A 16617-nucleotide genomic window follows, 5' to 3' on the forward strand; every position below is an offset into this window, starting at 1 on the left:
TGCAGTACTGAAAAAGCGCCTTCTCGGCGCTTTTTTTATCAATATATTTTGTCGTTGAGCTGTATTCTTCGTTTAGTCAGATGAAGACAAAGCTTCAATGATTGGGCAACACGCGCTGTCATTTCCAGGACACGCACTGGCCAACGTTTTCAAGCTCGTTTTCATGGCTTGAAGTTCTTTGATTTTCTCATCAATTTCGTCAATTTTTTCCAATGCCTTTTGCTTTACGTCAGCACTTCTTCGATTTGGATTTCTCGACAAATCGAGCAGTGCTTGGCATTCATCGAGGCTAAATCCCACCAATCGAGAACGGCGAATCATTTGCAGTTCATTCACCTGACGCTCGTTGTAATCACGATAGCCATTTTCACTGCGTGACGGCTCGCTGATGACACCCTTTTGCTCATAAAAACGAATGGTTTTGGCGTTTAAGCCAGTAATCCGTGACACCTCATTAATCTTCATCGCTCACTCCTGCTGACTCAATATCACAGCATTAACACCGCGCTTGACCTTACATCTACTGGAAGGTTTATGCTTTGCATTATGAACAAAAGACCCGCTTGATCGCAAGCAAGGCATGCTAAGTAAAAGGTACCGCTCATGGCTGATTTAGACACTGTTGTCGCATCGACGCCGACATCAGACACATCGGTGATCACGCTTCCCCTTTCAGGATTGAGCTGCATGGGTTGCGCACGAAAAGTGAAAAGTGCAGCAGAAGCCATTGAAGGCGTAACATTTGTTGATGCAGACACACACTCCCTGACGGTGAATGCGGATGCGCCGCTTGATGCGATTCTAGAAGCCGTTAATACGCTGGGTTATCAGGCGGGTAACACCATTACTGTTCCGCTTGCAGGGCTGAGCTGTGGCAAGTGCGTTGCAAAACTGACGAGTGCGTTTGAATCAAACCCGCACGTGTTTTCGCAGGACATCAGCAAAACAGAAGCCAGCATTACCGGGTTGCTTGACAAAGACGCCGTGATTCACCTTGTCGAAGCCACGGGGTATCACGTGCCTGCAGTCTCAGACGCGGAAAGCACTTCACATGATGAAGCCGTACCTGAGCCTCTCACAGACACCAAAGCTGAACCCGAAGAAAAGCCACGTACTTCAGCACATACTCAGCAACTGATTCTTTCCGGCATGAGCTGTGCGAGTTGTGTTTCTTCGATAGAAAAAGCGGTCAGGGCTGTTGAGGGCGTTAATACCGTGAATGTGAATTTAGCGGAGCGCACTGCGCTCGTTTCCGGCGATGTTGATGCGAACTTGTTGATCACTGCGATTGAGCAAGCAGGCTACGGCGCTGAACTCAGCGAAGATGAAGCAACGCGTCGAGAACGCCAAGCGGCGCTTCATACCGCGCAATTTGCCGAACATAAACGCAATACATGGCTTGCCCTAGGCTTAGGCGCACCCTTGATGTTGTGGGGCATGCTCGGCGGCACCATGAGTGTCGAAAGCACCGTCAGCCAAATCGGTTGGGGCATCATTGCAGTCGTCACCTTGCTGTTGCTGTGCACTGCGGGGAAACACTTCTTCGCGAATGCGTTTAAGGCAGCGCGACATCATCGCGCCAGTATGGACACGCTTGTCGCATTGGGAACCGGCTCTGCGTGGCTTTACTCCACGGCAGTTGTTCTCGCACCTGCGCTTTTCCCTGAACAGGCTCGCCATGTGTATTTCGAAGCGACAGCCATGATTCTCGGCCTCGTGACATTGGGGCATGCGCTAGAAGCCAAAGCGCGCGCATCCACGTCCAAGGCGTTAGATCGCTTGCTCGATCTCCAACCTGCGACCGCCATCATTGTTGAGAATGGCCAAGAACGCGAAGTGGCCTTGGCCGATGTTCAAGCTGGCATGACGCTACGCGTTAAACCGGGCAGCAAAATTGCGGTTGATGGCATCGTTGAAGACGGTGAAACCTTCGTTGATGAATCCATGCTGACGGGCGAACCACTTGCGGTGCGCAAAACGCACGGTGACACCTTGCATGCGGGCACCATCAACCAAAATGGCAGTTTGTTGTTTAAAGCGACAGGCATCGGCAGCGATACCATGTTGTCACGCATCATCCAGTTGGTGCGTCAGGCACAAAGCAGTAAGCCTGCTTTGGCACGAATGGCGGATACCGTGTCTGCCATTTTCGTTCCGACCGTCATGATCATCGCGATATTAACGGCGCTAAGCTGGTACAACTTTGGGCCAGACCCGAAACTGAGCTTTATGCTTGTCACTGCTACCACGGTACTGATTATTGCCTGCCCTTGCGCATTGGGATTAGCAACACCGATGTCTGTCACGACAGGCGTTGGCCGAGCGGCAGAGTTGGGTGTTCTGATCCGTGATGCTGAAGCACTTCAACACGCGTCACGCATCGATACCGTCGTGCTCGACAAAACAGGCACGCTCACCGAAGGCAAGCCGCAGGTGACGTCCATCCTTGCTATGCACGGAACGGATGATGGTTTGCTGCGCATTGCAGCCAGCCTTGAACAAGGCTCTGAGCATCCACTTGCCAAGGCCGTGATTGATGCTGCAAATGACCGTGCCCTCTCTATAGCGGCTGTCAGCCAGTTTGAAGGCATTCCCGGTAAGGGGCTAAAAGCCGTCATCGATGGTCAAACCTACATACTCGGCAATGCGCGTTTGTTGGAAGAGAACCATATCGATCTCTCAGCACATGCGAACGCGGCCAAAAACGTCGCCATGCAAGGTGAAACGGCGGTCTATCTCGCCACGGACGGCCAATTGCTTGGCATCATCGGCATTAGTGACCCACTGCGTCATGATTCCAAAGCCGCCGTTACTCGCTTAAATGCGCTCGGTTATAAGGTGGTGATGCTGACGGGAGATCATCCCGATACCGCGAACGCCATTGCTGCTTTAGCAGGAATCGAAGAGGTGGTTGCCGGCGTTCTGCCTGACGGTAAAGCCGATGAAATCACGCGCCTTCAAGCGCAAGGGCGTCGTGTTGCCATGATTGGTGATGGCATCAACGATGCACCTGCGTTAGCAAAAGCAGAAGTGGGGATTGCAATAGGTAGCGGCAGCGACGTGGCCATCGAAAGCGCGCAAATGACGCTAATGCGCCACTCCATTGATGCGGCAACGGACGGTCTTTTGCTTTCCAAAGCGACGCTCAGAAACATGAAGGAAAACCTGTTTGGCGCATTTGTTTACAATTCACTGGGTATTCCCATTGCCGCGGGTGTGCTATATCCCCTCACCGGCACGTTACTGAGCCCGGTTGTTGCGGGCGCAGCCATGGCTTTGTCTTCCATTACGGTTGTGATGAACGCCAATCGACTGCGTTGGTTTGCACCCAAACGAGGTAACGCATGATCATTAATTTCGTAGGCATTGGCCTGATTGGGCTAATCATCTGGTGGTTTTGGCTAGCAGACAAAAATGATACCCAAGAGTAAATAACGCTTTCGTGGTAGCAGTCGTTTCAAATGCGGCTGTGCCACCTAGCGATAAAAACGTGGCAGACGGCGAGCAACACTCGCCGCTCTGCTGCAATAAAGTCTCGACGCATTGAGGAGAAAACAAATGAAAAACCTGCCGAAGTTCGCCGCATTATCCCTAGTTCTGCTTTCAACAAGCACACTGGCTGCAACAGGTACAACCTATAAATCCCCATACTGCGGCTGTTGTAAAGAGTGGGTAAAGCACATGGAAGACAATGGCTTCGACATGATTTCTGAAGATCACGTCAACATGGACCCAATTAAAGTAAAATTCGGCATTAAGCCTCAATTGGCGTCTTGCCACACAACCGTTATTGATGGGTATGTTTTCGAAGGCCACATCCCTGCCAGCGACGTAAAAAGCTTCTTAGAGAAGAAACCTAAACTGGCAGGCCTTTCCGTGCCTGGCATGCCTATGGGCTCTCCGGGTATGGAATATGGCAACCAGAAAGATGCATATAACGTTGTCGCCTTTTCTCATACAGGCATGACCATGGTGTATAACAAGCACAACTAAAGCTGACTTTTATACCCTTAGCCTCCATACTGAAAATCACGGTTATGGAGGCTTAATGAAACGTTTTTTCCCCGCATTATTTTCACTTTTCTTCGCGCAAGCAGTGACAGCTGAACCTTTGGTCTGGCAAGCACAAAAAGGTGACCTCACTTATACCCTCATGGGCTCAGTCCATGTCGGTAAGCCAGAGTTTTACCCACTTCCCGACATTATTGAATCTCGCTTTGTGGCAGCTGACGCCTTGATTGTTGAAGTCGATATCATTAACGACACCCAATTAAATATGCCCAAAGGCAAACCATCTGACGATGTAATAACCTCACAACAACGTAATCAACTCGCTCAAATCGCTCAAGAACTCGGCTACACAGATTCAGTGCTGCTCAAGATGCCGCCTTGGCAAACAGCCATGGTCTTGCAGATAGCGCAAACTCAGGCGTTAGATCTTCAACAAATACTGGGCGTCGACCTTCATTTTCTCTCCCGAACCGACAGTTTCAATATTCCCATCATCAGTTTAGAAACCATGCAAGAACAAATAGATCTGCTCGCTAACGCACGTGATAATGGTATTGAACTGCTCGACGACACCTTGCTGTACTGGGATCTGTCGAAGGATTTTATATCTTGTATGATAGAAGCATGGCGCCTCGGTGACGGTGAGAAAATTACCGCCATCGCTGAGGAAATGAGCGATACAAACGATTTAGAACGTAAGATTCTTGTTGATAGAAACCTGAACTGGATTGAAATGCTGACCGATTCAGCACAAGTACCGAATGGAGATTATGTGGTGATTGTTGGCGCGCTACATTTTCCGGGGGATGAGGGGCTATTGGCCTTATTGGAAAAAAAGGGGTTCACTATCACGCAATTGAATCAAGGCCAAAAAGCGGGCTGCGAACTGCCAGAATTACCTTAGCGATAAAAAGGTCGGCCTTAGCTGCCGACCACCACTTTGGTCACAATCATTGATACGAAGAAAAGCAAAATAAACCAAATAATGAATGACTTGCGCATAGTACTGCCCTGTTGATGCTGATTGGATTCTTTGATGGTGGGTATTTTACCGCAATGTGGTGGCTGTGGTAGTGGGATTTCGAGTTTCGAGTTTCGAGTTTCGGAAAAATCCTATTCCATTCAAACGAAAAAGGCCTCGCATTTCTGCGAGGCCTTTTAAAGGTGGTCGGTGAAGAGGGATTCGAACCCCCGACCCTCTGGTCCCAAACCAGATGCGCTACCAAGCTGCGCTATTCACCGAGTATTTGGTTCCAAAGCTTATAGCTTTAGTTCCTGATGCTGACTCTATGTTCAGCTAGTAACAAGATTGCTTCTCGAAACTCGCGTCTCGTCATCTCGCCACTTAAATAGTGGTCGGTGAAGAGGGATTCGAACCCCCGACCCTCTGGTCCCAAACCAGATGCGCTACCAAGCTGCGCTATTCACCGATATTCTTTGTGTTTCTTCGGAGTGCTCTCAGAGGGTCACCCTCTGGTCCGCTACTCGCAAGAGCCGGATGCGCCACAAAGCTGCGCTATTCACCGAGTGTTAGGTTCTAAAGCGTATTGCCCTAGTACCTTATGCTGACTCTATGTTCAGCTAGTAACAAGATTGATTGTCGAAACTCACGTTTCGTCGTCTTGCCACTTAAATAGTGGTCGGTGAAGAGGGATTCGATGGGACTTGCCGTCAAGCCCCCGACCCTCTGGTCCGCTTTTCACCAAAAGATGGATGCGCTACCAACCTGCACTATTCACACCGCTTACTGAATTAACAGAGGTGGATATCTACCCAAATATGGTCGGTGAAGAGGGATTCGAACCCCCGACCCTCTGGTCCCAAACCAGATGCGCTACCAAGCTGCGCTATTCACCGAAAATCACCGCTACGCTGTGCGCTGCGGAGGTGGCTTATATTACTCATCCTCGCCGCAGACTCAAGTGTTTTATGAGGATTTTCACTTGTTACGGACCGATCGCTTAAAGGATCACCAAATGCGGACGAATTGCGACCACAAACACAGTTAAAAAAGCACGTGCTACTAACCCGAACTTCACTTGATCTGGATCATCGTAGAATGTTTTACCAATTGGCAACCTAGCTTTAACGTTAACAGACAAAGGAATACAAAGATGGACTTCTGGTTAGACCTACTTTTCGGAAACGCAATTGGCCTCTCCTCTATGATCGTCATTTTTGTCGCGCTCGGCATGATCAGTTTCATGGGAGGCTTCTTTGTCTATAAGGCATTCAAAGACCCAGAAACAAACTGAATCCCTTAGGCGATATGTTTACACCAAACGCGAGTATCGAGCAGCAAAATAGAGCGCCAAACGCTCTGTTCGACTAACGTAATTCGGTTGAGTTGCTTACACCAGAGTGCTCGCTATATGCGGTACTCTGGTTTTTTTGTCCTTTGTTTTTGCGAGCGACAGCGAGTGTGGATTGAACGTTTTCTAAGCAGTCGGTTTGCTTCCTACAAGATCTCTGCGTAAATTGTCATTATACTCAAGCGACGCTTTACCAATCCGTAATGACTATGAACGGCAATAATGAGTCGGATTTATTCCGGGAAATGATGGCAGATGTCGCCCCTATCGCGCACGATACGGTGGAGAAAGTCAGCCAGCCACACAAGCCTACTGATGCTCAGCTTGCTCGACAAACTGCGGCACAAAAGCTGTCGGACAGTAATCCTGAGTATTTATCTCTCGATTACGCTGAGATGCTCAAACCTGATGATGTCGTCACCTTTAAGCGTCCAGGCGTGCAAGATGGCGTGTTTAGAAAGCTTCGCTTAGGCAAGTATGATATTCACGCACGCCTCGATTTGCACAAATACACCCTTAAAGATGCGCGAGAAGAAATCCTCACCTTTTTGAAACAATGCCAACGCATGGACGTAAGAACCGTCATCATTGTTCATGGCAAAGGTGAGCGTACTAACCCACCAGCGCGAATGAAAAGCTTTGTTTGCCAGTGGCTTGAACAGATCAGTGACGTTATGTGTGTGCACTCAGCACAGCGCCATCATGGCGGCACAGGCGCAGTATATGTTCTGTTGAAGAAGAGCCAAGATAAGAAATTAGAAACGCGTGAGCGTCATTTAAACCGACGCGCATAGCTGGAAAGAAACGTAAAAAGGAGCCGATTTGGCTCCTTTTTTTTGGGCTTTACTCTTCGCTTTTTATAGCGTCACGACAACACGAATCGCCAGCCCAATAAGCACGATGCCGCAGAATTTATCAATCCACACCGCGCGACGTTTGAGGGTGTCGAGCATTCGACTGGATGACAACACCAACGCGACAATGGTGTACCAAAGTCCATCTATAACCAAAGGTGTCGCCACAATCACTGAGCGACTAAACACATCGGTACCAACCGCCACAAACTGGCTAAATAGTGCCAAGAAAAACAAAGCCAGTTTAGGATTCAGTATAGAGATCATGGCACCGTCACGCGCCGCTTCCAGCAGAGTCGTTTTCTCGCCAGATTCAAGCTTTGCGGCAACACCGCCTTTTGATTGTAAAGATTTTATGCCAAGCCACGCTAAGTAGCCCGCGCCCGCATAGGCAATGATCTGAAATGCCATCGGCGATTCTTTCAATAGCACCGCCAACCCAAGCAAGGTGATCACTGCATATAAGCCCACGCCCAAAGCGTGTGCCCAAGCCGCGACAATACCGTGCAAACGGCCACCCGCTAAGCTATGCCTCACCATCACGACCAGGCTTGGGCCAGGAGACATCGCGCCCAGCATGCAGACTAAAACTAGGCTTAGCCATACAGAAACCGTCATTTTTCGTTGTCCTTGGCCCCCATCAAATGATTGATGCGGTCGATTTGTTCATTCGTGAGTTCAATCTTACAGCTCAAATACCCCAAACCGCTACCAGATCCTGATGCAAAGCTCGCTTCAACCATCTTGCATTGCTTGTCGCGCCATTCGTTGAAGCTTCCTTGCGTGGCTTTCGCAGACATAACGGCATTTTTCATCGAAGACACAGCATCTAACTTGGCAAAATGTTCTGTCAGCGCTTTTTCTTTCGCTATGAGTTTGGATTCTGCAATTTGCCAGTGGTTATCAAGGCATGCGGCCACTTCAACCTGCGTTTCATGTGCCGTGTAACAATGCATGAGAACAGCGTCGCTGCTTTTACTCGCCATCACAGGGAGACTCATTAGCGACAACATCAGCACACCGATATACTTCATTTACCTTCCTTACCTATCTCCGCCATCTTTCCTTGCGTTAATGTCAGCAAATCAGAGGGCGTTAGCTCTATCTCTAATCCTCTTCGACCTGCGCTGACATATATCGTTTCAAACTGTTCAGCACTTTTATCCAATAACGTGGGTAAACGCTTCTTTTGCCCCAATGGACTGATGCCGCCAACCACATACCCTGTTGTTTTTTCTGCGATAACTGGGTTGGCCATTTCGGCTTTTTTTGCACCCGCCGCTTTCGCTGCCGCTTTTAAATCAAGTTGCCCTGCGACAGGTACAATGGCCACCGCCAGTTTTTTTGGATCGCCGTTCATCGCGAACAACAAGGTTTTAAAAACACGACTGGCATCTTGTCCCAACACACTTGCGGCTTCTAAACCAAAATGGGTGTTGTTCGGATCATGCTCATAGCTGTGTACATGAAAAGAAATACCGGACTTTTCCGCGAGGGTGATTGCAGGTGTCATAACTCTTGTCTCTCGTTACTAGGGCCTATTGACCTTGGACAAGCCAACGTCAGATCCTATTGATAATGACATAAAAAAAGGCACTGATAACAGTGCCTTTTTAAGACGTCTTAGAGAGCAATCACTTACTCCCTATTGATACACAATCACCCTGTCGATGTTCTCATATGAACATCGATAGGCTGTTTGAATAACTGACGCATCGCAACCTTATTTGTAAACCATTTCGCCATTTGGCGCATACTTGTTCACATCAATCGGTGTGTTTTTCTCTAGGAAGTCTTTCAACACTTCTGCGTCAACAAAACCTGTGTTGACGTTACCTGGGTGGTCAGTAATTTTCGGGTAACCATCACCGCCTGCAGCGTTATAGCTAGGTACGGTGAAACGGTATGTTTTGTTTGGATCGAGAGCTTCACCACCGACCTTTACATCACTCACACTATCACCATCAACCACCATTGAAATGCCATAGAATTGCGCGTATGCACCAGAATCTACAGGCTTAGTTGCCACAACGTTCAGGTAATCCAACACTTCTGAACCGCTCATGTCGGTATACGTCAGCATGTTACCAAATGGCTGAACGGTCAGTACGTCTTTGTACGTTACGTCGCCAGCTTCAATAGAGTCACGCACACCGCCAGAGTTCATGACAGAGAAGTCTGCTTTAGCACGCTCTTTGTGCGCAGCTGCAATCATTCGACCAAGGTTGGTTTGTTGGAAACGCACCACGTTGCGGTCACCTTCGAGTTTGTCGTTGGTTTCTGCAATCTTCACATTCAACTGATCCTGACCTTTCTCTTGGTAAGGTTTCAGGAAGTCATAAATGCCTTTGTCTTTTGGAATTTCATTCTGAATGAAGACACGTTTTTTCTCGCCATTCACCTTAATTTTCTTTTTAAGGTTCACAGGGATCAAATCGTAAGACACCAAGTTAAGCTCGCCATTACGGAATTCGAAATCCGCTTTACCGACGTATTTGCCCCACTCGTGCGCTTGAACGATGTAAGTACCATTTTGGTTATCAGGTTTACATTCATCACCCGGTTTGAAGGTTTTGCTCGCGACATTTGGGCCTTCCATACAAACAGGCTCTTGTGAGTGACCACCCACAATCATGTCCAGTGAACCTTCATTCAAGTAGCGTGCAAGTGCAACGTCACCCGGCGCGTTGATGCCGCGCTGGCCATCTTCATAGTGACCCATGTGCGTCGCGGCAATGATGATGTCTGGGTTTTCTGTTTTTTCCAGTTCAGCGATCAGTTTCTTCGCCTCTTCTTTCGGATCGCGGAATTCCAGCTCTCCGATAAACTCTGGGTTACCAATTTTTGCTGTGTCTTCTGTTGTCAGACCCATCACAGCAATGCGCAGACCATTCTTCTCGAAGATTTCGTACGCTTGGTATTTACGCTCGCCAGTGGCTTTGTCATAGATGTTGGCAGAAAGCATTGGGAAGTCGGCCCAGTTCATTTGCTTCTCAAGCACATCTAACGAGTTATCAAACTCATGGTTACCCAATGCCATTGCGTCATAACCAATCATGGTCATGCCTTTGAAATCAGGTTCTGCATCTTGCAGGTCTGACTCAGGAACACCGGTGTTGATGTCACCACCAGAAAGCAGGAGTACCGCTGCACCGTCTGCTTCGGCTTCCGCACGAAGTTTGTCGATCAGTGTCTTACGCGCGGCCATACCATACTCGCCGTGGCGGTTATGCCAGAAACGACCGTGGTTATCATTGGTGTGGAGAATGGTGACGTTATAGGTGGTATCTGGTTGCCAGCCTGGCACAATTTCCGTTGTTTCAGTCGTGGCAGAACAGCCTGCTAGAGAAGCAAGCAATGCAGCGCTAATGGCTGCTTTCAGAGAAAGGCGATCCGTCATGGTGTTACCTATTTGTTTGTTGAAAACCTTGCGGTAAGGGCGAACAGCGTCGCACCCAAATGCACTGTGTTAACGTCGACATTTACGTCGTTTTCACGAAGTAGTCTAAATATATAAGTTAACCAACACATTCTTCTCTCAACAAAGTGCCGCCTAGATCACTGAAAAACACACTTACACGCGTGAACGTTCAGGATTTAGACGGCACCAAGGTCATGAGCGATTATTTTTTCTGCAGCTTGCCCTTAGAGCGAGCAATGGCAAATGCGGCCGCCAATGCCAACAAGAAACAGTAGTAAGATTGGCTCACCACAGACAACGGTGACAACTCGAAAATTGAGCCTAACAATAGAGCCTGCGCGCCATATGGCAACAAACCTTGCACCACGCAAGAGAAGATATCTAACAAGCTCGCGCTACGCTTAGGTTCAACGCCATGCTGTGTTGCCAGCTCTTTTGCGACACCGCCAGAAACGATGATCGCGACGGTGTTGTTTGCCGTGCACAAGTTACTGATGCTAACCAAAATAGCGATACCCGCCTCACTGGCGCGCGAAGAGCCTTTTTCCGCCGCTTTATCAGCGCGAGAAAGAATCAAACGGCTCAGTTTTTCAGTAACAAATGCCAAGCCACCTTGTTGGCGCATCAGCTCCGCTAAACCACCAATCAATAGGGACAACAAGAAGATCTCTTGCATGTTGCCAAAGCCTGCGTAGATATCCTGACTCAATGACATCACGCTGTAATCTTCAATGCGTGCAATGCCCACAGCACCCGCAAACACGATGCCTAACGTCAACACCACGAACACATTCACGCCGTAGACAGCAAGACCTAAGATGGTCAAATACGGCAATACCGCCAGCCAATCAATAGAACCTGAAGCCGGAGCCTGGGTCACTTCATTGGAAAAAAAGAAAATAACGAGGCTCACCAACGCTGCAGGTACCGCAATTTTCACGTTCTCGCGGAACTTGTCTTTCATGTGACAGCCTTGAGAGCGCGTCGCAGCAATGGTGGTATCAGAAATAATAGAAAGGTTGTCACCAAACATTGCGCCACTCAGCACCACACCCGCCATTAGCGTGGCATCAATGCCTGTGCTTTGTGCAATGCCCAACGCGACTGGCGCAACGGCTGCGATGGTCCCCATTGACGTACCCATCGCTGTGGCGATGAATGCTGAAATGAGGAACAGCCCCGGCAGTATCATGCTTGATGGCAAAACGGCCAAACCTAGGTTTACCGTCGCATCAACGCCGCCCGTTGCTTTGGCAACCGCAGAAAAAGCACCTGCAAGAAGATAGATCAAACACATCGCCGTGATATCACGGTGAGAGACACCCTCAATAAATTGACCAATGGCACCATTGAGTTTTTCTTTGCTCATCAACACCGCGAGCACTATCGCCGGCAAAACGGCAATAGGGGCAGGTAATTGGTAAAATGCGAAATCGACATTTTGCGTCGAAAAATAGACGCCAGTACCAATGAACAAACACAAGAACAGCCCAAACGGCAAAAGCGCTTTGGCTGAAGGAGTGGGGGAAATTTGCTTCTCTGTCATGTTGTGTTACATCGTTTTTGTGATTTGGAGCGAAGAGTAAAATGAAACCATCAATGCGTCAATATATAGACGTCTAAACGTCCGAATCATTTCGCTACGATTCATGGCTGCTTTATATACAAGGCATTGATACAAAGCGACCCTGTCAAGGAAAATCATGATGCCATCCATAAATATCATTTTAAATCATGATGTTATGATTTATTATTTTATAATATGTGTACGTACGAGCCCACGGCGCTTGTCGGCATCACGAGTAAACTAAAATAGTTGCACATTCCCTCTAAAGCCTCCTCATTTTGCGCCGATACAACACTCCGTACTAATAACAAAAAAACGATCTGATCCTGTCTGTTCGGGATCTATTTTTATCATGAGTTCGATGCAAGGAAGTTAACAATGACGCTGACACTCAAACAGAAGTTGATAGGCACCTGTCTTTTTGCTGTAACGGCAATGGCGATGGTCCTTTCCATGCTTGCCGCCAATCAACTGTCTACACAAACCCAACGGAATCTTGAGGAACGCGTCACAAGTATGTCTGACGTTGCCAAAGCAGGTATTTCTGACTGGCTCGTTGCGCATGAAACGGAATTATCTGGTTTTATCAAAACACAGCCTCACAGCAACCCTGAGCAAGCGTTAAAAATGCTCCAGATTGCGGGCGAGTTTGCCATGACATTCTATGCAAAGACCGATGGTACCTTGTATCTCGCGAATGGCGCGAACGTGGACATCGACCCTCGTCAGCGTCCTTGGTATATCGATGCCGTTAGGGAAGGTGACAGTGTAAGCACAGAACCCTACAAAGACGCACTAACGGGTGACACCATGGTAACGGTAGCAACGCCTACGTTCACGAATGGAAAATTGAGCGGTGTTATTGGCGGCGACATTAGTCTTCGCAAGATCGTGAATGACTTGGCGCAATTTCGTTTCGGTGAAAATGCCTATGGCATGCTGCTCACCAACAAAGGCACCTTGATTGCTCACAAAAGCGCAGCACTTCGTGGGAAACAGCTTTCACAGTACAATGCAGCCCTCGATATTTCGACGGTGAAGGAAGCGGCCTTCAACGGCGACATCCTATCGCTGTCGCTGAACGGCGAAGATAAAGCGTATTACTTTGCGACGTTACCTAACGCGAACTGGATCATTGGTATTGAGCTCGATATGGCGACCGAATTGGCAAGCCATAACAGTGCCGTCACAACGCTTATCATCACCAGTCTGGCCATTACTTTATTGGTCTTAGCAATGGCTGCTTGGGTCGTGAGCTTCTTGTTCCGCGATTTGAAGCGCGTCTCTACCGCAATGGCTGAAATTGCCAGTGGCGATGCCGATTTAACTCAACGTCTCACGCCACACAGCAAGGATGAAGTGGGTCAGCTTGCGCAAAACTTCAATACCTTCGTAGCAAACATGCACACCATGGTGACACAACTGAAAAACGTGGGTGAAGCACTGGCTGTTCAGGCCAATACATCGGCCGAGCAAGCCAGTGAGCGCAGCGCACGTATTCGTGGTCAACAAGACGAAATCAATATGGTAGCAACCGCCATCCATCAAATGACCGCAGCCACACATGAAATTGCAGGTAGCGCAGAAAACACCGCACAACTGTCAAAAGAAGCTGTGGGTTGCTCGTCTACGGGTGCTTCTCAGGTAAACCAGAGCCAGGTGTCGATCGGTAACTTATCGACAGAAGTGGAATCTGCGACAGCCGTTATTGCAGAACTGCATGCGCATACTCAGAGCATCAATTCCATTCTTTCGACGATTCAAGGCATTGCGGAACAAACCAACTTACTGGCATTAAACGCAGCCATCGAAGCCGCACGTGCCGGTGAACAAGGTCGTGGGTTTGCGGTGGTTGCTGATGAAGTCCGCGTATTGAGCCAACGTACACACGATTCAACCCGCGAAATTCAGGCGACCATCGAGACGCTTCAAACCACAACGCACTCCGCGGTTCAAATCATGGAAGACAGCCGCCATTTGGCGACCACCAGCGTTGATGACGCAAATTCCGCGACGGTGAGCTTATCGCAAATCACCACGTCGGTTTCCACCATCAGTGACATGGCGACTCAAATCGCGTCAGCGGCGGAAGAGCAATCCTTGGTGACCTCTGAAATTACTCGAAATACAGAAGCAGTTCGCACAGCGTCAGATCAATTGGCAGCAGAAGCGAATCAAGCGAGTATTCAAGCCAGCGAGTTATCTGGCTTGTCGCAGCAGCTGAATGCGGAAATTTCACGCTTCAGACTGTAACTCGACGCCCCCTCGCGGTGAAGGCTGCGAGTTTAAAACGAGAAAAGCCGGCATCAGCCGGCTTTTTTATTCGATGCTTGCCCAATCTTTAAAGGTAAGACGGGACAGGCGTTAAGCGAAACAGCACTTAGCGAATGTCTAATTCTTCAAAGCTCTTCACCAGATCGTCCAGCGCTTTCATTTGCTTTAGGAATGGCTCAAGCTTATCGAGTGGCAACGCAGAAGGACCATCACAACGCGCGTTGTCTGGATCAGGGTGCGCTTCAATAAACAGACCGGCAATCTTGGTGCCCAAACCAGCACGAGCCAAGTCAACCGTCTGCTCACGACGACCGCCAGATGCCGCGCCCAGCGGATCACGACATTGCAGTGAGTGGGTAACGTCAAAAATGATTGGGCTGCCGTTGCTTGCCTTTTTCATCACGTCAAAGCCCAGCATATCAACCACAAGGTTGTCATAACCCATGCATGAACCACGTTCGCAAAGAATGACTTTGTCGTTGCCGCATTCTGCGAATTTATCAACGATATTGCCGACTTGACCCGGGCTCATGAACTGCGGTTTCTTCACGTTGATCACCGAGCCGGTCTTTGCCATCGCTTCAACCAAATCAGTTTGACGAGCCAAAAACGCAGGCAGCTGCATAACGTCAACCACTTCAGAAACAGGCTGAGCCTGTGCTTCGTTGTGGATGTCAGTGATGATTTTCACGCCGAAGGTGTCTTTCAGCTCTTGAAAGATCTTCATGCCTTCATCGAGGCCAGGACCACGATAAGAGTGAACTGATGAGCGGTTTGCTTTATCAAAAGACGCTTTAAACACGTAAGGAATACCCAGCTTTTGGGTCACTTCAGCGTAATGCTCACAAATCTGCATCGCCAGATCACGAGACTCCAACACATTCATTCCTGCAAAAAGAACAAATGGTTTGTCGTTAGCAACTTGAATATCGCCAATCTGAACCGTTTTTTGTGCTGTCATGGTAGTTTCCTGATTAGTGGAAAATTGGGGCTTCTGCAGTCAGAACTTTGACCTGCAGTTTTAGCAACTCAGCGGCCGGATCGTCAGGGCACTGAGCAATAAAATATTCGTAGTCTTCCGCGGCAACCCAATCACATTTGAGTTGTTGGAATATATAGCCACGGTCGCGGATTTCGTAAGGGTCATCAGGGCTGAATGTCAGCGCCAATTCACTGCACCGCAATGCCATGGCGTAGTTTTCTTCACGAAGCAATGCACTTTTAACGACGGCTAACCAGCGGCCAATCAAGGTTGCATTGTCTGATGATTCTAAATACTCAGGTTTCACTTCAGCACTTGGGCCTTCTTTCCCAATCAACCAACCGCGAAGTACGCGTTGAGAAAGGTATTCGCCATCAAAAGGATTGATGTATTGCGCTTCTCTGTCGAGCCAGTTTGCTTTCAAGATCAATTGAGTGGGATACCCCACTGGCTGCAACGGTAAATCTAAACGGTGGGCAAAGAAAAGAAACACTGCGCCAAGGCTCACGGGAATGCCTTTGCGGCGGCGAAGCACTTTCTCTACAAACGCGTTGTCAGAAGAGAAATATTGCTCGAAATCCCCTTTGAAGCCCCACTCTTTGTAGAACAAACGCAACAGGCCATCAAGACGGAGTTCGTCATTGGTTTCGCCCGCTAAAAGGTGATCTGCTTCTTTGGCTAATAGCTCAAGTTCAGCACGAACCCAATGCAAGGATGTGGCTGGCTCAACAGCGGCATTCAGTGCCAATGCACCTTCAACCAGAGTCAGCGTATCTAATTCTTGATCCGTAAACGCTTTCATTCTTACCCCAACAACTGCGGCGTTTTGGTGATAGCTAGGTTAGCGGCAGCATATACCCAACCTAAAGCACCAAAGAAGGCGAACAGTCTGAACAAGGTGCCTTGGCTGTAATTCAGAGCCACGAAGCCCAAAGCAATATACGCAAACACACAGGTCAGTTTTTCGGTCATCCACACCGCACCCGGTGTAAACGGCGTGAAGCCAGTAATGACCACGAGAGAAATACCCGTTAGCAACAGTGCAGTGTCGATAACATGAGGAACGACTTTCACCCACTTCTTCTCGAGCATTTTACTGTCCATCATGCGCCATACGAAACGAATGATGAAAAGAGTCACGCTAAGCGCGATGGTAAAAAGGTGTATATGCTTCAATGCAACGTACATAGTCCGTC

The 16617-nt window shown here is 48.7% G+C and carries 15 protein-coding genes and 4 tRNA genes; 6 read left to right on the forward strand and 13 right to left on the reverse strand.

Features of this window, described 5'->3' with window-relative positions; translation table 11 throughout:
* Nucleotides 1–72 precede the first annotated feature (72 nt).
* Nucleotides 73–465: a Cu(I)-responsive transcriptional regulator gene (gene cueR, locus BM082_RS16125; RefSeq protein ID WP_017017504.1), complete on the reverse strand. Its 393-nt coding sequence runs from the start codon at nt 463–465 to the stop codon at nt 73–75.
* Between the two features lie 222 nt (nt 466–687).
* Between cueR and BM082_RS16135 the strand changes: the two genes are divergently transcribed.
* The 3 genes from BM082_RS16135 to BM082_RS16145 all read left to right on the forward strand — a co-directional run bounded on the left by BM082_RS16135 (nt 688) and on the right by BM082_RS16145 (nt 4915).
* Nucleotides 688–3348 carry a cation transporter gene (locus BM082_RS16135; protein ID WP_422111075.1) on the forward strand — a complete coding sequence of 887 codons (2661 nt, stop codon included), beginning with the start codon at nt 688–690 and terminating at the stop codon, nt 3346–3348.
* A 210-nt stretch (nt 3349–3558) separates the two neighbouring features.
* Nucleotides 3559–3993 (forward strand): DUF411 domain-containing protein, encoded by a 435-nt coding sequence (locus BM082_RS16140; RefSeq protein ID WP_017017502.1) that lies wholly within the window; start codon nt 3559–3561, stop codon nt 3991–3993.
* A 55-nt stretch (nt 3994–4048) separates the two neighbouring features.
* Nucleotides 4049–4915 (forward strand): TraB/GumN family protein, encoded by an 867-nt coding sequence (locus tag BM082_RS16145; RefSeq protein ID WP_017008067.1) that lies wholly within the window; start codon nt 4049–4051, stop codon nt 4913–4915.
* Nucleotides 4916–5176: 261 nt separating this feature from the next.
* Here BM082_RS16145 and BM082_RS16150 read toward each other — a convergent pair.
* The 4 genes from BM082_RS16150 to BM082_RS16160 all read right to left on the reverse strand — a co-directional run bounded on the left by BM082_RS16150 (nt 5177) and on the right by BM082_RS16160 (nt 5868).
* A tRNA-Pro gene (locus tag BM082_RS16150) sits at nt 5177–5253 on the reverse strand.
* 111 nt (nt 5254–5364) lie between these two features.
* Nucleotides 5365–5441, reverse strand: a tRNA-Pro gene (locus BM082_RS16155).
* Nucleotides 5442–5648: 207 nt separating this feature from the next.
* Nucleotides 5649–5754 (reverse strand) — tRNA-OTHER (locus BM082_RS24990).
* 37 nt (nt 5755–5791) lie between these two features.
* A tRNA-Pro gene (locus BM082_RS16160) sits at nt 5792–5868 on the reverse strand.
* A gap of 257 nt (nt 5869–6125) precedes the next feature.
* Here BM082_RS16160 and BM082_RS16165 point away from each other — a divergent pair.
* On the forward strand, nt 6126–6266 hold the full coding sequence (locus tag BM082_RS16165) for a DUF3149 domain-containing protein (RefSeq protein ID WP_017009034.1): 141 nt from the start codon (nt 6126–6128) through the stop codon (nt 6264–6266).
* Between the two features lie 266 nt (nt 6267–6532).
* Complete coding sequence (gene smrA / locus BM082_RS16170) at nt 6533–7117, forward strand: DNA endonuclease SmrA (RefSeq protein ID WP_074927750.1); 585 nt, start codon at nt 6533–6535, stop codon at nt 7115–7117.
* A gap of 63 nt (nt 7118–7180) precedes the next feature.
* On the opposite strand, the gene BM082_RS16175 is transcribed toward smrA, so the two are convergent.
* The 5 genes from BM082_RS16175 to BM082_RS16195 all read right to left on the reverse strand — a co-directional run bounded on the left by BM082_RS16175 (nt 7181) and on the right by BM082_RS16195 (nt 12144).
* Nucleotides 7181–7795 carry a LysE family translocator gene (locus tag BM082_RS16175; RefSeq protein ID WP_074927753.1) on the reverse strand — a complete coding sequence of 205 codons (615 nt, stop codon included), beginning with the start codon at nt 7793–7795 and terminating at the stop codon, nt 7181–7183.
* Nucleotides 7792–8211, reverse strand: a complete 420-nt coding sequence (locus tag BM082_RS16180) for a lysozyme inhibitor LprI family protein (RefSeq protein WP_017016725.1) — start codon at nt 8209–8211, stop codon at nt 7792–7794. Before BM082_RS16180 ends, BM082_RS16175 begins: the two co-directional genes overlap by 4 nt.
* Nucleotides 8208–8690: a Cys-tRNA(Pro) deacylase gene (gene ybaK, locus BM082_RS16185; RefSeq protein WP_017012661.1), complete on the reverse strand. Its 483-nt coding sequence runs from the start codon at nt 8688–8690 to the stop codon at nt 8208–8210. Before ybaK ends, BM082_RS16180 begins: the two co-directional genes overlap by 4 nt.
* A gap of 210 nt (nt 8691–8900) precedes the next feature.
* Nucleotides 8901–10577: a bifunctional UDP-sugar hydrolase/5'-nucleotidase UshA gene (ushA, locus tag BM082_RS16190; protein ID WP_074927755.1), complete on the reverse strand. Its 1677-nt coding sequence runs from the start codon at nt 10575–10577 to the stop codon at nt 8901–8903.
* A gap of 223 nt (nt 10578–10800) precedes the next feature.
* Entirely contained in the window at nt 10801–12144 is a 1344-nt protein-coding gene (locus BM082_RS16195; RefSeq protein WP_017009040.1) for a Na+/H+ antiporter NhaC family protein, read from the reverse strand.
* A gap of 399 nt (nt 12145–12543) precedes the next feature.
* Between BM082_RS16195 and BM082_RS16200 the strand changes: the two genes are divergently transcribed.
* Nucleotides 12544–14418 carry a methyl-accepting chemotaxis protein gene (locus BM082_RS16200; RefSeq protein ID WP_074927758.1) on the forward strand — a complete coding sequence of 625 codons (1875 nt, stop codon included), beginning with the start codon at nt 12544–12546 and terminating at the stop codon, nt 14416–14418.
* A 127-nt stretch (nt 14419–14545) separates the two neighbouring features.
* On the opposite strand, the gene kdsA is transcribed toward BM082_RS16200, so the two are convergent.
* The 3 genes from kdsA to BM082_RS16215 are packed head-to-tail and all read right to left on the reverse strand — an operon-like array spanning nt 14546 to nt 16609.
* Nucleotides 14546–15400, reverse strand: a complete 855-nt coding sequence (gene kdsA / locus BM082_RS16205; protein WP_017009042.1) for a 3-deoxy-8-phosphooctulonate synthase — start codon at nt 15398–15400, stop codon at nt 14546–14548.
* Nucleotides 15401–15413: 13 nt separating this feature from the next.
* The gene (locus BM082_RS16210) at nt 15414–16223 is read right to left on the reverse strand and encodes a SirB1 family protein (RefSeq protein ID WP_017009043.1); all 810 of its coding nucleotides are present in this window, start codon (nt 16221–16223) and stop codon (nt 15414–15416) included.
* Between the two features lie 2 nt (nt 16224–16225).
* Nucleotides 16226–16609, reverse strand: coding sequence for a SirB2 family protein (locus BM082_RS16215; RefSeq protein WP_017009044.1), 384 nt, complete (start codon nt 16607–16609; stop codon nt 16226–16228).
* Nucleotides 16610–16617 lie beyond the last annotated feature (8 nt).

The organism is Enterovibrio norvegicus DSM 15893, assembly GCF_900115495.1.
In the GTDB taxonomy this organism is placed as follows: Bacteria; Pseudomonadota; Gammaproteobacteria; order Enterobacterales; family Vibrionaceae; genus Enterovibrio; species Enterovibrio norvegicus.